Genomic DNA, 13,664 nt, shown 5'->3' with positions numbered 1-13,664 from the left:
CTGAATGACTCATTCAGGGCCCGGGAGGTCCTGAACGAGTCATTCAGGACCTTGGCGGAGCCGCTTGGGCACCGCGATCGGCCGGGGCGGCACAATGAGCCGCATGGTCAGCGCATCCGCCGGTCCGTCCGGCCCCGGCTCGGTCAGCCCCTCCCGCGAGGACTTCCGCGCCCTCGCCGAGAGCCGCCGCGTGATCCCGGTCGTGCGCCGGGTCCTCGCCGACGGCGAGACGCCGATCGGGGTCTACCGCAAGCTCGCCGCCGACCGGCCCGGCACCTTCCTGTTCGAGTCCGCGGAAAACGGCGCGTCCTGGACCCGCTGGTCGTTCATCGGCGTCCGCAGCCCGGCCGCGCTCACCGTCCGCGACGGCGAAGCCGTCTGGACCGGCACGCCGCCGGTCGGCCTGCCCGCCGAAGGCAACCCGCTGGAAGTGCTGCGCGAAACGATCGAAGCGTTGCACACCGAACCGCTGCCCGGATTGCCGCCGCTGACCGGCGGCATGGTCGGCTACATCGGCTACGACGCCGTGCGGTGGCTGGAAAAGCTGCCGGAACTGGCCGAGCGAGACCTCGACATCCCCGAGCTGACCATGCTCCTCGCCACCGACCTGGCCGCGTTCGACCACCACGAAGGCACGGTCACGCTCATCGCGAACGCCGTCAACTGGGACGACTCGCCCGAGCGCGTGGACGCGGCCTACGACGACGCCGTCGCCCGGCTGAGCGCGATGACCGAGCAGCTGCAGGTGCCCGCGCCCGCCACCATCGCCGCGTTCGACCGGCCCGCGCCCGAGTTCACCCGGAAGCGGTCGAAAGCGGACTTCCACGCCGCGGTCGAGAAGGCCGTCGAGGCGATCAAGGCCGGCGAAGCGTTCCAGATCGTGCCGTCGCAACGGTTCGAGATCCCCACGGCCGCCGACGCGATCGACATCTACCGCGTGCTCCGGACGTCCAACCCGAGCCCGTACATGTACCTGCTGCGGCTCGACGGCTTCGACATCGTCGGCTCCAGCCCCGAGTCGCTGGTCACCGTGCGGGACGGCCGCGCGACCACGCACCCGATCGCGGGCACCCGCTGGCGCGGCGCCGACCCGGAGGAGGACGCCCAGCTGGCCAAGGACCTCCTCGCCGACGAGAAGGAGCGCGCCGAGCACCTCATGCTCGTCGACCTCGGCCGCAACGACCTCGGCAAGGTCTGCAAGCCGGGCACCGTGCGCGTCGTCGACTTCTTCCAGATCGAGCGCTACAGCCACGTCATGCACATCGTGTCGACCGTCACCGGTGAGCTGGCCGACGGCAAGACGGCGTTCGACGCGGTCACGGCGTGCTTCCCCGCCGGGACGCTGTCCGGCGCGCCGAAGGTCCGCGCGATGGAGCTGATCGAGGAGCTGGAGCCGGTCCGCCGCGCGCTGTACGGCGGGGTCGTCGGTTACCTCGACTTCGCCGGCGACGCCGACACGGCGATCGCGATCCGCACGGCACTGGTCAAGGACGGCATCGCGCACGTCCAGGCCGGCGGCGGGGTGGTCGCCGACTCGGTGCCGGACTACGAGGACACCGAATCGCTGAACAAGGCCAGGACCGTGCTCTCGGCCGTGGCCGCCGCGCAGACGATGGTGGCGGCGGGCGCCCTCGACCCGGCCGCGGACAGCGCCCATGTCTGACACGCCGTCACGCCGTCCACTGTGGATGATCGTGGTCGCGCTGCTGCTGGGCGCCGTGGCCCTGTGGGGAGCGTCACGGCTGACGTGGTTCGCCGAGTTCCGCGACGGCGGCGTACGGGGGACGGTGCTCTACCGCGAAACCGGCGAACAGCGGGCGACGGCGCTCGTGCCGCTGGCGCTGCTGGCCCTGGCCGGCGTGGCCGGGCTGGTGGCCACCGGGGGCTGGGCGCGGCGCGTGCTCGGCGTCGTCCTGGCGCTGGCCGGGCTCGCCGCGGTCTGGACCGGCGTCGACGGCGTCCGCTTCGGCGGCTACGCCGACGGGCTGCCGGTGACCCAGATGCTGCTCGGGCGCGGCCTGGCCGTGCTCGGGGGAATTCTCGTCGCCGCCGGCGGGTTGGCAGCGGTCAGGACCGCCGGCCGGAGCGCCCGGCTCGGCGCGAAATACGCTGCCCCGGCCACGCGGAAGAAGGAGCGGGATCCGGACGCCGAGCTGTGGGAGGCCTTGTCCGAAGGGGAAGATCCGACGGACCGCCGGGGTGGGCATTCGGAGTAACGCGCACACCCGGAACCGGGCGTCTCGGATGCGGGGGTTAGCATCGTTTCGGCGGGAAGGGGAAGGTTTTTGTGAGCGACCTTGCGAATGAATCCGTGAGCACGTGCCCGGGCGGGGGCGCCCGGTGAGCGTGCTCGAAGACATCGTCGCCGGCGTGCGGGAAGACCTCGCCGTGCGGGAGTCCGCGCTGCCGTTCGACGAGCTGAAGATCCGCGCGGCCGCCGCCCCGGCGCCCCGCGACGTCATGGCCGCCCTGCGCGAGTCCGGCATCGGCGTGATCGCCGAAGTCAAGCGGCGCAGCCCCTCCAAGGGTGACCTGGCCGACATCCCCGACCCGGCCGCGCTGGCGAAGGACTACGAAGACGGCGGTGCGCGCGTGATCAGCGTGCTGACCGAGCAGCGCCGCTTCGGTGGTTCGCTGGCCGACCTCGACGCCGTGCGTGCGGCCGTGGACACGCCGATCCTGCGCAAGGACTTCATCGTCAGCCCCTACCAGGTGCACGAGGCCCGCCTGCACGGCGCCGACATGGTGCTGCTGATCGTCGCCGCGCTGGAGCAGAACGCGCTCGTCTCGCTGCTCGACCGCGTCGAATCGCTCGGCATGACCGCGCTGGTGGAGATCCACAACGCCGAGGAGGCCGACCGGGCCCTCGAGGCGGGCGCCAAGGTCATCGGCGTCAACGCGCGCAACCTGCACACCCTCGAGGTGGACCGCGACGTCTTCTCGCGGCTGGCCCCCGGCCTGCCGATGGACGTCTACAAGGTCGCCGAGTCCGGTGTCCGCGGCCCGGGAGACCTGATGTCCTACGCCGGCCACGGCGCCGACGCGGTGCTGGTCGGCGAGGGGCTCGTCGCTTCCGGCGACCCGAAGGGCGCCCTGGTCAAGCTGGTCACGGCCGGCTCCCACCCCGCCTGCCCGAGGCCGTCGCGGTGACGGAACAGCACGACAAGCACGACCCGGACGAGCGGGGCTACTACGGCCCGTACGGCGGGCGGTTCATGCCGGAGGCGCTCATCGGCGTCGTCGACGAGGTCGCCACCGAGTACGACAAGGCCCGGCACGACCCGGAGTTCCTGAACGAGTTCAACCGCCTGCTGAAGGACTACGCGGGCCGCCCGTCGCTGCTCACCGAGGCCAAGCGCTTCGGCGAGCACGCCGGCGGCGCGCGGGTGTTCCTCAAGCGGGAAGACCTGAACCACACCGGCTCGCACAAGATCAACAACGTGCTGGGCCAGGCGCTGCTCACCAAGCGCATGGGCAAGAAGCGCGTGATCGCCGAGACCGGCGCGGGCCAGCACGGCGTCGCGACGGCCACCGCGTGCGCGCTGCTCGACCTCGACTGCGTCGTCTACATGGGCGAGGTCGACACCGAGCGCCAGTCGCTGAACGTGGCCCGCATGCGGCTGCTCGGCGCCGAGGTGATCCCGGTCAAGACCGGTTCGCGGACGCTGAAGGACGCGATCAACGAGGCCCTGCGCGACTGGGTCACCAACGCCGACACGACGCACTACCTCTTCGGCACGGCCGCCGGTCCGGCGCCGTTCCCGACGATGGTCCGCAACTTCCACCACGTCATCGGCACCGAGGCCCGCGAGCAGATCCTGGAGCAGGCCGGCCGCCTGCCCGACGTCGTCGCGGCGTGCGTCGGCGGCGGGTCGAACGCGATCGGCATCTTCTCGGGGTTCTACGACGACCCCTCCGTGCGGCTGGTCGGCCTGGAGCCGGGCGGCGAGGGCATCGAGGGCAACCGCCACGGCGCGACCCTCACGAAGGGCACCCCGGGCAGCCTGCACGGCGCGATGACGTACCTGCTGCAGGACGAGGACGGCCAGACGGTCGAGTCGCACTCGATCTCGGCCGGGCTCGACTACCCGGGTGTCGGCCCGGAGCACGCGTGGCTCAAGGACACCGGCCGCGCCGAGTACCGCCCGATCACCGACGCCCAGGCGATGGACGCGTTCAAGCTGCTGTCCCGCACCGAGGGCATCATCCCGGCGATCGAGTCGGCGCACGCCCTGGCCGGCGCGCTGGACCTGGGCCGCGAGCTGGGCCCCGACGGCTTGATCGTCGTGAACCTGTCGGGCCGCGGCGACAAGGACATGGACACGGCGGCGAAGTGGTTCGGGCTGGTGAACGGATGAGCGGGCTGGACGACCTTTTCGCCTCGACGCGGGCCGAGGGACGCGGCGCGCTGATCGGTTACCTCCCGGCCGGCTTCCCCACGGTCGACGGGTCGAAGGACCTGATCGCGGCGTGCGTCGACGGCGGCGCGGACCTGATCGAGGTCGGCGTCCCGTACTCGGACCCGGTGATGGACGGCCCGACGATCCAGGCCGCCTCGGTGACGGCGCTGGACAACGGCTTCCGGCTGAAGCACCTGTTCGAGGTGGTCGAGTCGGTGTCGGCACGCGGCGGCCGCGCGGTGGTGATGACGTACTGGAACCCGGTGAACCGCTACGGCGTGGACCGCTTCGCGCGCGACCTCGCTTCGGCGGGCGGCCTCGGCTTGATCACGCCGGACCTGATCCCGGACGAAGCCGCTGCGTGGATGACCGCTTCGGAAGAGCACGGCCTGGACCGGACTTTCCTGGTGGCACCGTCGTCGTCGGAGGAGCGGCTCGCCCTCACGGCGGCTGCGTCGTCGGGCTTCATTTACGCGACCGCGGTGATGGGCGTCACGGGCGCCCGCGACCAGGTCGGCGCGGGCGCGGAGGAACTGGTCCGCCGCACGCGAGTCCACACGACGTTGCCGATCGGCGTGGGCCTCGGCGTCCGGTCCGGCGAGCAGGCGGCCCAGGTGGCGGCCTTCGCGGACGCGGTGATCGTGGGCTCGGCCCTCGTCACGGCGGCCGCTGAAGGTGCTTCGGGGGTTCGCGCGCTGTCGGAGGAGCTGGCTGAGGGCGTGCGCCGGGCTGTCACCCCTGCCTGAGGCGTACTTGAACGCCGGACGGCCCACCTGGTCGCTCCAGCTCTGAGAGCGTTTGTACGAAACCTGTACACGTCACCGGCACAGTCCGGATCATGGACTTCGACCTTGGACGTCTCCAGCGCCGGACCTTCCTCCGCGGCGCCGCCGGTCTCGCCGTCGCGGGCGCTGCCGGGCTGCTGCTTCCCGGTGCCGCGCAAGCCGCCACCGAGCCGCGGATCTACAGCTGTGACGAGTGGGGTGCGCGGCCGCCCGCCGATGCGCTCACCACGCTCGACCACCCCGCCAACCGGGTCCTCATCCACCACATCGCCAGCGTCAACACCACCGACTACTCGCTGGCCCAGGCCTTCCAGATCGCCCGCGACACCCAGCACGACCACATCGACAACAACGGCTGGTCCGACACCGGCCAGCACTTCACCGTCAGCCGCGGCGGCTACCGCATGGAAGGCCGGCACGGCAGCCTGAGCACCGTGCGCGGCCGCACCACCATGATCCAGGGCGCGCACTGCCCCGGCCAGAACACCAACGCCATCGGCATCGAGAACGAAGGCCTCTACACCAGCGTCGAGCCGCCTCAGGCGCAATGGGCCTCGCTCGTCCTCATGTGTGCCTACATCTGCCGGCAGTACGGCATCCCCGTCTCGGAGATCAAGGGCCACCGCGACTACTACAACACCGAATGCCCCGGTGACCGCCTCTACGCGAAGCTTCCGCAGCTGCGCACCGAGGTCGCCAGGGCGATGGCCGGGTAAAGCTCCGCCGGCCGCGCCGAGACGTCCCGGCGCGGCCGGCGGCTTCATCCGTTCTCGAGCGTGCCCAGCGTCCGGACGGCGTCGGTCGCCGCGGCCTGGTCGGCCGGGTCCGGCTCGGCCGCCGCGCCGGGGTGGGCCGACGCGGCCGGGCGGGTGCAGCCCAGCTGCTGCAACGATCCCTGGAGCCGGTCGGTCAGGAACTTCAGCAGGCTGACGCCGTCGTCGGGGGACGGCGCCGGCCGCAGCAGGCGGCGGTCGGCCGTGAGCCGGTCGAGCCCCGCCGAGCGCAGGGTGCGGCAGTACGCCCGGGTGCTCGCCGTCCGCCGGTCCAGCGGGGGCTGGTCGACCCCCGCGCGGTAAAGGTTCGTCTTGGCCGTGCTGGGTTTGCCGCCGACCAGCGTCATCGGGTCGCCCGGCGGCACCAGCGCCACCGGGTTCCGCTGCCCGGCCGCGGCCTGCAGCTCGTTGAGGGCGAGCGACGTCGTGGGGCGGCCGCGGTCGGTGAGATCCGGGACCGTGAACGGCGTGCAGCCCAGCGCCGGGTCCACGAAGGCGTCGAGCAGCCGGTTGTCGCTGCCGTTGGCGAGGGTGGCCGGCTTGCCGAGGACGCGGGCGTTCGCCGCCGTGGCCTGGGCCGTCCGGCCGTCGCGCGTCGCGAGGTAGGTCGTCGTCACGTTGTCGCTCTGGTCCTGGTCCACCAGCGAGAAGTCACGCACCGACGGGCACGGCCGGCCGTCCTTCGCCCGGCCCAGCGGGGGGATCCGCAGCTTGCCGGCCCGCACGGCGGTGTTCGCCGCGTCGAAGAACGCCTGCGCGCCGCAGAAGGCGACCTGGCCGAACAGCGAGCGGCCCAGCCCGTTCACGCACCGGCCCGCCTTCAGCGCGGCCGGGCTGCCGCCGAGGGTCAGCGTGTCGCCGTTGAAGCCGAACCACAGGCCGACGACGGCGTTCCGGGGCAGGGCCGGGACGACCGGCGGCGCGGCGGGCGCGCGGCCCGCGTCGACGACGAGCGGGTGGTACACCGACAGCTTCCCGGTGGCGGGGTCGAGGATCGTCGCCTCGGCGAAGGCGCCCTGGGCGTCGACCGCCTCGTGACACGCGCCCTGGCGCTGATCGGTCGCGGCGAGCTGGTACGGCGTGGCCAGGCCACGCGCCGAAAGCGGATCTTCGGGCACCTTCAGGGTGCAGGAGGAATTGGGGGTCGCGGGCGGCGGTGCCGGGGTGCGCGGTGCGGCCACCGCGATTCCGACCGCAGCCAGCGACGCCGCGGCCACCGCGACGGTCACCTTGAGCTTCCAAGGCCGTTGCCGGTGGCGGGGACGAGCTTCTGGCATGGACTGTGCCTTCTTTCGGCCTCCTCACCTCACCCGCTGCGGGACGCTAGCACGGATAACGGCCGGATCACAGAACCATTTCTGGGCAGAAAAGCGGCATTCGCGGCGAATGGTGCCGCACAAAAGATCAATGGAGATACCGCATCACGGCGCACAGCTCCTCGGGCGCCAGTGCGCCGAGCCGGTCGATCTCCCCGCGGCGCACGTCCATCACCGTCGTCGCCAGCTCCGGCCCGAACGCCGAGGTCAACGCGGAGTCCGCTTCGAACGCCGTCACCGCTTCGGCCAGTGTCGTCGGCAGCCGCTCCGCCGAGGGGAGCGTGCCCGGGTCGACGTCCACCGGTTCCGGCAGGCTCGCCCCGGAATCCAGGCCGGCCAGGCCCGCGAACAGCAGCGCCGCCACCACCAGGTACGGGTTCGCCGTCAGGTCGAAGCACTTGACCTCGAAGTTCGCCGCCCGGTCGCGCTGCCCGGCCGGGCCCTGCACCAGCCGCAGCGGGGCCTCGCGGTTTTCCAGGCCCCACGCGTGGAACACCCCGGCCCAGTGGTGCGGTTCGAGCCGCAGGTAGCTGACCACCGAAGGCGCGCCGATCGCCAGCAGGGCCGGCAGCCGCGAGAAGATCCCGGCACCGAACGCTTCGGCCGTCTCCGTGAGCCCGAACCGCCGGTCGCCGCCCGCGCACAGGTTGCGGTCCCCGTCCCAGAGGCTCAGGTGGACGTGACCGCCGTTGCCGACGCCGTCCGGCGCGAACTTCGGCGTGAACGACGCGCGCAGCCCGTGCCGCTGACTGACCGTGCGGATCGTCTCGCGCGTCAGCACCGCGACGTCGGCCGCCCGCACGGGATCGCCGGCCGCCACGGACAGCTCGAACTGCCCCGACGCGTATTCGGGGTGGATCTGCTCCACCGCGACGCCCTGCGCGGACAGCGCCGAGACCAGGGCGCGCAGGTAGGCCGCCTGCGAGGAAAGGCGTGCGTAGCCGTAGGCCGGTCCCGCCGTCGCCGAACGCGGGTCGTCGGGCGCGTCGGCCGCCGTGATCACCCACTCGATCTCGAACGCCGTCCGGACGTTGTAGCCCCGCGCCGCGAGCCGGGCCGTCGCGGCCGCCGCCAGCGCCCGCGCGTCCTGCGGGTGCGGCAGGCCCTCCTGGTCGTACCGCCACGCCGGCGCCCACGCCCAGCCCGGCTGCGCGGCCAGCGGCACGAGCGCGTCGAGGTCCGGGTGCAGCCGCAGGTCGCCGACCGGGCCGCGGGAATGCGTACCGCCGACGATGTCGTCGGTGGCCAGGAAGAAGTCGAACGAGTTCGACGCGCCGACACCCCACCCCGCCGCCGACCACAGCCGGTCCACCGGCACGGCCTTCACCCGCGCGATGCCGCTGTTGTCCACGAAGGTCAACGCGACGAGCTCGACGCCGGCGGCGCGCAGGCCGTCGGCCCTGATGGCACCTTGTTGCGCGAGCTCCGCCCGATCGAGCTGGCTCATCCTGCCCCCATCACTGTTCACTGGTCTTCTCGCCTGAGAAAGAGGTGAAGATCGTGTCAGACACCGTCGAAACCCGTCCAGGTCTGCGCCGCTCCCTCTCCGTATGGCAGGCCGTCGGCCTGTCCGTCGCGTTGATGGCCCCGAGCATGGCCGCCAACATCAACCCCCAGCAGACCGCGGCCGCCGCCGGCCGCGCCGTCCCGCTCGCCTTCCTGCTTTCGGCGGTCGGGGTGCTGCTCGTCGCGTACGGCTTCGTCAAGCTCTGCCAGTACTACCAGCACGCCGGCTCGGTGTACGCCTTCGTCGGCGCGACGCTCGGCCCGCGCGCGGGTGTCGTCTCCGGCATCGGTCTCCTCGGCACATACACGTTCTACGCGGTCGTCACGAGCTCGGCCGCGGGCACGCTCGGCACCGCTTTCCTCGCGCAGGTCGGACTCTGGCCGGACCCGCCGTCGTGGGGCCCGTTCGTGCTCACCGCCGTCGCGCTGGCCGGCGCCTGGCTGCTGTCCGTGGTGCCCGCGCGCCGCGGGACGAGCACGCTGCTGGCCGTCGAAGGCGCGACCATCGCGGTGATCCTGCTGGTCACCGTGGTGATCCTGGTGCGCCTGCTCGCCGGTGGCGCACCCGGCGGCGCGCGGTTCACGATGGACGTCTTCGTCCCGGAAACCGGGCTGTCCGGCGTGTTCCTCGGCGCCGTCTTCGGGTTCCTGTCCTTCGCCGGGTTCGAAGCCGCCGCGACGCTCGGCGAGGAAACCCACGACCCGAAGCGCAACATCCCGCGCGCGATCCTCGGCACGGCGATCTTCGGCGGCGGCTACTTCGTCGTGGTCACCGCGGTCGAGATGATGGCCTTCGGCACCGACGCGACCGCGTTCCACGACTCGCCGTCGCTGCTCGGCGACCTCGGCAGCCGGTACGCCGGCGCGTGGGTCGGCGACGTCATCAGCGCCGGCGCCGCGATCAGCGCGTTCGGCTGCTGCCTCGCCTGCGTCGTCGGCGGCTCGCGGCTGCTGTTCGCCCTGGGCCGTGACGCGGTCGGCGGCCGCGGCATCGGCCGGACGTCTTCGCGCGGCACGCCGGTGACCGCGGTGACGGCCGTGACCGCCGCGGCGGCGCTGATCATCGTGGTGTGCGCGGTGTTCTTCGGCGCGACCGCGTCGGACACCTTCGCCTGGTCCGGCTCGATCGGGACGCTCGTGCTGCTGGTCATCTACCTGCTCACGACGATCGGCGCGATCCTGCTGCTGTTCGTGAAGCGCCGGAAGCGCGTCCCGCGGTGGCACCTCGTGTTCCCGGTCGGCGCGCTCGCCGTGCTCGGGTACACCGTGTACGTCAACGTCGTGCCGTATCCCACCGAGGGCCCGGCGCGGTGGTTCCCCGTGGTGGTCGGGGCCGTTCTGCTGCTCGCGGTGATCTTGGTGCTTGCCGCGCCCGCTTACGCTCGTAGGGTGGGGGAGAGGCTGACGAGTGCGGACGGAGGCGCATGACCGGACTGCTCCCGTTCGTCTCGGACCTGCCGCTGGTGGACCACCACTGCCACGGCGTCGTCACCGGGGACGTCACCCGCGCGGGCTTCGAGGCGATGCTGACCGAAGCCGACGCGCCGTCGCCGCTGGGTACGAGCCTGTTCGACTCGCTCGTCGGGCTGGCCGTGCGCGAACGCTGCGCGCCCGTGCTCGACCTGCCGAAGCACGCCCCGGCCGAGGTCTACCTCGAACGCCGTGCCGCCCTCGGCGCGGACGAGGTGGCCCGGCGGTTCCTGCGGGCCACCGGGACGACCGATTTCCTCCTGGACGGCGGGTTCCTGCCGGACTCGCTGACCACGACGGCCGAGTTCGCCGGGCTGGCGGGGACGCGAGCGCACGACGTCGTCCGGCTGGAACAGGTTGCCGAGGCGGTGATCCAGGGGACGACCGCGGCCGGGTTCGCCGCCGCTTTCGCCGACGAGCTGGGGAAACAGGCGGAAAAGGCGGTCGGGCTCAAGTCGATCGCGGCCTACCGTGTCGGCCTCGGACTGGCGGGGGAGCGGCCGTCGCCGTCCGAAGTCGAGGCCGCGGCCGGGCGGTGGCTCGCCGGGGGCGGCGGTCGCCTGGCCGACGAGGTGCTGCACCGGCACCTCGTGTTCACCGGCCTCGACCTCGGCCTGCCGGTGCAGTTCCACGTCGGCTACGGCGACTCCGACGTGGATTTGCACCGCTGTGACCCGCTGCTGCTCACCGGGCTGCTGCGGGCGACCCGCGACCGCGGCGTGCCGATCCTGCTGTTGCACAACTACCCCTTCCACCGAAATGCCGCGTATCTGGCGCAGGTCTTCGAGCACGTGTTCGTCGACGCCGGGCTCATCACGCACAACGCGGGGTTCCGGGCGCCGGCCGTGCTGGCCGAGCTCCTGGAGATCGCGCCGTTCGGGAAGGTGCTCTTCTCGACCGACGCCTTCGGCCTGGCCGAGCTGTACCACCTGGGCACGGCCCTGTTCCGGCAGGGTTTGTCGGACTTCCTGCGTACCGCGCTCGACGCCGACGCGATGTCCGAAAAGGACGCCGTCCGGCTGTGTGCTTTGGTGGGGCACGAGAACGCGACGAGGATCTACCGCTTGGAGCACGTGTGAGTGAACTGTGGACCCGGTGGACGCGGGCGATCGCCGACGAACTGCCCGCCGCCGTCGAGCTCCGGCACACGGTGCACGCCGACCCCCGCGGTTCCGGCGACGAGGAGGACACCGCCCGCCAGGTGGTCGCCGCGCTCGGCGCGGGTGACGGTGTCCGCGTCGCCAAGACCGGCCGCGCGATCCGGCTGCCCGGCACGTCCGACGGCCCGGCCGTGGCGCTGCGGGCCGAGCTCGACGCCCTCCCGGTGCTGGAGGGCACCGGCGTGCCGTGGGCGTCCGGGAACGACCTGATGCACGCGTGCGGCCACGACGTCCACCTCGCCGCGCTGGTCGCCGTGGGCCGGGCCGCGCAGCGCATCGGCGTGCCGCGGCCGATCCTCGCGCTGCTGCAGCCGCGCGAGGAGACGTCCCCGCCCGGCGCGCTCGACGTCGTCGAGTCCGGGGTGCTGGCCGACTGCGGGGTGGACACCGTGATCGGCGCGCACGTCCAGCCGCGGATCACGCACGGCATGGTGTCCGCGGTGCCCGGCCCGGTGAACGCCTCCACCGACGAGTTCGAGGTGACCATGCACGGCCAGGGCGGTCACGCCGGCTACCCGCACCTGCTGCGCGACCCGATCCTGGCGCTGTCGCAGCTGGTCGTGAGCCTGCAGCAGCTCGCGTCGCGGCGGATCGACCCGGTGTTCGGCGCGGTCTGCTCCATCGGCCGCATCCAGGGCGGCGCCGCGGCCAACGTCGTCCCGAACAGCGCGAGCGCGTTCGGCTCCCTGCGCCTGATGCGCACGAAGGACCGCGAACGGGCCCTGGAAACGCTGGCCGACATCGTGCACGGCACCGCGCGGGCCCACGGCTGCACCGCCGAACTCGAGATCAGCCCCTGCGAGCCGGTACTGGACAACGATCCGGCGCTGGCCTCGGGTGCCCAGCAGTGGCTGCGTCACGCGGGCTTCGCCGTGGACGACAAGTTCCGGTCGTTCGGCGCCGACGACTTCGCCCACTACTGCGGCGGCGGAACCCGCGGGCTGATGATGTTCGTCGGCCTCGGCGACACCGCGGGTGTGCCGAGCCTGCACGACGAACGGTTCCTCCCCCGCGACGAGGCCGTCACCCAGGTCGCGCACGCGCTGGTCGCGGGTTATCTGGCCGCCTTGGAGGTACCGGCGGGCTAGCGCTACGGTGGCCGCGTGATGAGCGCCTACCTCGCGACGATCCCCAGCCCCGACCGTGGGGTCTGGCACCTGGGGCCGATCCCGATCCGCGCGTACGCCCTGTGCATCATCGCCGGCATCATCGTGGCGATCTGGTGGGGCGAACGGCGCTGGATCGCCCGCGGCGGCACCAAGGGCACGGTGATCGACCTCGCCGTGTTCGCCGTGCCGTTCGGCCTGGTCGGCGGCCGGTTGTACCACGTGATCACCGACCCCGAGCTGTACTTCACCGAGGGCCGCAACCCGTGGAACGCGTTCGCGATCTGGGACGGCGGCCTCGGCATCTGGGGCGCGATCGCCCTCGGCGCGGTGGGCGCGCTCATCGCCTGCCGCCGCAAGGGCATCCCGCTGCCGGCGATGGCGGACGCGGTCGCCCCCGGCATCATCGTCGCGCAGGCCATCGGCCGCATCGGCAACTACTTCAACCAGGAGCTGTACGGCGCGCACACGGACCTGCCGTGGGGCCTGGAGGTCTACCAGCGCTTCAACCCGGAGGACCCGGACAACCTGCTGAACGGCGTCGCGACGGGGCACATCCCGCTGCCGGAGAGCCCGGTCCACCCGACGTTCCTCTACGAGCTGCTCTGGAACCTGCTGGTCGCGCTACTGGTGGTGTGGGCGGACCGGCGCTTCAAGCTCGGGCACGGGCGGGTGTTCGCGCTGTACGTCGCCGGGTACACCGTGGGGCGTGGCTGGATCGAGATGATGCGGACCGACACCGCGAACCACATCCTCGGGCTGCGGGTGAACGTGTGGACGTCGATCCTGCTGTTCCTCGGGGCGGTGGCCTACTTCGTGGTCGCCGGACGGCGGGGGCCGCGGGAGGCACCGGAGACGCTGGTGAGCAAGGACGCCGTGGGGCCGGACGAGGTCCCGGTGGCCGCGGGGGAGGCCGAGGCTTCGGAGGCCGATTCCGCAGTCGCCGGCGAGTCCGAGCCCGCGAAGGTTGCCGCCGACGAGCCCGAGCCGGCGAAGGTTGCGGCCGATGCCCCGGCTGCCGCGGACAAGCCGGCTTCCTCGGAGGCACCGGCCCAGGAGCCGAAGAAGACCGACGAGAGCTGAAGCGCCGGTTTCGAGCGCCCCAATGTGGCGTTGGTTGCGTTGGACGCACCGAACGCCACATTGGG

The 13,664-nt window shown here is 72.4% G+C and carries 12 protein-coding genes; 10 read left to right on the top strand and 2 right to left on the bottom strand.

Annotated elements, in window-relative coordinates:
- Window positions 1-103 precede the first annotated feature (103 nt).
- From CF165_RS38135 to CF165_RS38110, 6 genes are all read left to right on the top strand, one after another.
- The gene (locus CF165_RS38135) at window positions 104-1,663 is read left to right on the top strand and encodes an anthranilate synthase component I (RefSeq protein WP_093952466.1); all 1,560 of its coding nucleotides are present in this window, start codon (window positions 104-106) and stop codon (window positions 1,661-1,663) included.
- A 25-nt stretch (window positions 1,664-1,688) separates the two neighbouring features.
- Window positions 1,689-2,216, top strand: coding sequence for a Trp biosynthesis-associated membrane protein (locus tag CF165_RS38130; RefSeq protein WP_093952465.1), 528 nt, complete (start codon window positions 1,689-1,691; stop codon window positions 2,214-2,216).
- A gap of 124 nt (window positions 2,217-2,340) precedes the next feature.
- A complete protein-coding gene (gene trpC / locus CF165_RS38125) occupies window positions 2,341-3,150 on the top strand; it encodes an indole-3-glycerol phosphate synthase TrpC (protein ID WP_093952464.1) in 810 nt (269 codons plus the stop codon).
- Window positions 3,147-4,358, top strand: a complete 1,212-nt coding sequence (trpB, locus tag CF165_RS38120; protein WP_093952463.1) for a tryptophan synthase subunit beta — start codon at window positions 3,147-3,149, stop codon at window positions 4,356-4,358. Before trpC ends, trpB begins: the two co-directional genes overlap by 4 nt.
- Window positions 4,355-5,146 (top strand): tryptophan synthase subunit alpha, encoded by a 792-nt coding sequence (gene trpA, locus CF165_RS38115; RefSeq protein WP_093952462.1) that lies wholly within the window; start codon window positions 4,355-4,357, stop codon window positions 5,144-5,146. The genes trpB and trpA overlap by 4 nt, the downstream gene beginning before the upstream one ends.
- 92 nt (window positions 5,147-5,238) lie before the next feature.
- Window positions 5,239-5,901 carry a peptidoglycan recognition protein family protein gene (locus CF165_RS38110; RefSeq protein WP_093952461.1) on the top strand — a complete coding sequence of 221 codons (663 nt, stop codon included), beginning with the start codon at window positions 5,239-5,241 and terminating at the stop codon, window positions 5,899-5,901.
- Window positions 5,902-5,945: 44 nt separating this feature from the next.
- Here CF165_RS38110 and CF165_RS38105 read toward each other — a convergent pair whose 3' ends face one another.
- Both CF165_RS38105 and CF165_RS38100 read right to left on the bottom strand, forming a co-directional pair.
- The gene (locus tag CF165_RS38105) at window positions 5,946-7,187 is read right to left on the bottom strand and encodes a hypothetical protein (RefSeq protein ID WP_093952460.1); all 1,242 of its coding nucleotides are present in this window, start codon (window positions 7,185-7,187) and stop codon (window positions 5,946-5,948) included.
- A gap of 175 nt (window positions 7,188-7,362) precedes the next feature.
- Complete coding sequence (locus tag CF165_RS38100; RefSeq protein WP_205661082.1) at window positions 7,363-8,721, bottom strand: type I glutamate--ammonia ligase; 1,359 nt, start codon at window positions 8,719-8,721, stop codon at window positions 7,363-7,365.
- A 53-nt stretch (window positions 8,722-8,774) separates the two neighbouring features.
- Here CF165_RS38100 and CF165_RS38095 point away from each other — a divergent pair, with 53 nt between their 5' ends.
- The 4 genes from CF165_RS38095 to lgt are packed head-to-tail and all read left to right on the top strand — an operon-like array spanning window position 8,775 to window position 13,599.
- The gene (locus CF165_RS38095) at window positions 8,775-10,208 is read left to right on the top strand and encodes an APC family permease (RefSeq protein ID WP_240521960.1); all 1,434 of its coding nucleotides are present in this window, start codon (window positions 8,775-8,777) and stop codon (window positions 10,206-10,208) included.
- Window positions 10,205-11,329, top strand: a complete 1,125-nt coding sequence (locus tag CF165_RS38090) for an amidohydrolase family protein (protein ID WP_093952457.1) — start codon at window positions 10,205-10,207, stop codon at window positions 11,327-11,329. Before CF165_RS38095 ends, CF165_RS38090 begins: the two co-directional genes overlap by 4 nt.
- A complete protein-coding gene (locus CF165_RS38085) occupies window positions 11,326-12,498 on the top strand; it encodes a M20 metallopeptidase family protein (protein WP_093952456.1) in 1,173 nt (390 codons plus the stop codon). The genes CF165_RS38090 and CF165_RS38085 overlap by 4 nt, the downstream gene beginning before the upstream one ends.
- An 18-nt stretch (window positions 12,499-12,516) precedes the next feature.
- Window positions 12,517-13,599 (top strand): prolipoprotein diacylglyceryl transferase, encoded by a 1,083-nt coding sequence (gene lgt, locus CF165_RS38080; protein WP_205661081.1) that lies wholly within the window; start codon window positions 12,517-12,519, stop codon window positions 13,597-13,599.
- Window positions 13,600-13,664: the final 65 nt, after the last annotated feature.

It is taken from the genome of Amycolatopsis vastitatis (assembly GCF_002234595.1).
Classification (GTDB): Bacteria; Actinomycetota; Actinomycetes; order Mycobacteriales; family Pseudonocardiaceae; genus Amycolatopsis; species Amycolatopsis vastitatis.
This window is presented reverse-complemented; position numbering and strand designations above follow the sequence as displayed.

Coding starts and splice junctions, on each gene's coding strand:
- CF165_RS38135 (WP_093952466.1), top strand. CDS start 104: ATGGTCAGCGCATCCGCCGGTCCGTCCGGCCCCGGCTCGGTCAGCCCC.
- CF165_RS38130 (WP_093952465.1), top strand. CDS start 1,689: ATGATCGTGGTCGCGCTGCTGCTGGGCGCCGTGGCCCTGTGGGGAGCG.
- trpA (WP_093952462.1), top strand. CDS start 4,355: ATGAGCGGGCTGGACGACCTTTTCGCCTCGACGCGGGCCGAGGGACGC.
- CF165_RS38110 (WP_093952461.1), top strand. CDS start 5,239: ATGGACTTCGACCTTGGACGTCTCCAGCGCCGGACCTTCCTCCGCGGC.
- CF165_RS38100 (WP_205661082.1), bottom strand. CDS start 8,721: ATGAGCCAGCTCGATCGGGCGGAGCTCGCGCAACAAGGTGCCATCAGG.
- CF165_RS38090 (WP_093952457.1), top strand. CDS start 10,205: ATGACCGGACTGCTCCCGTTCGTCTCGGACCTGCCGCTGGTGGACCAC.
- lgt (WP_205661081.1), top strand. CDS start 12,517: ATGAGCGCCTACCTCGCGACGATCCCCAGCCCCGACCGTGGGGTCTGG.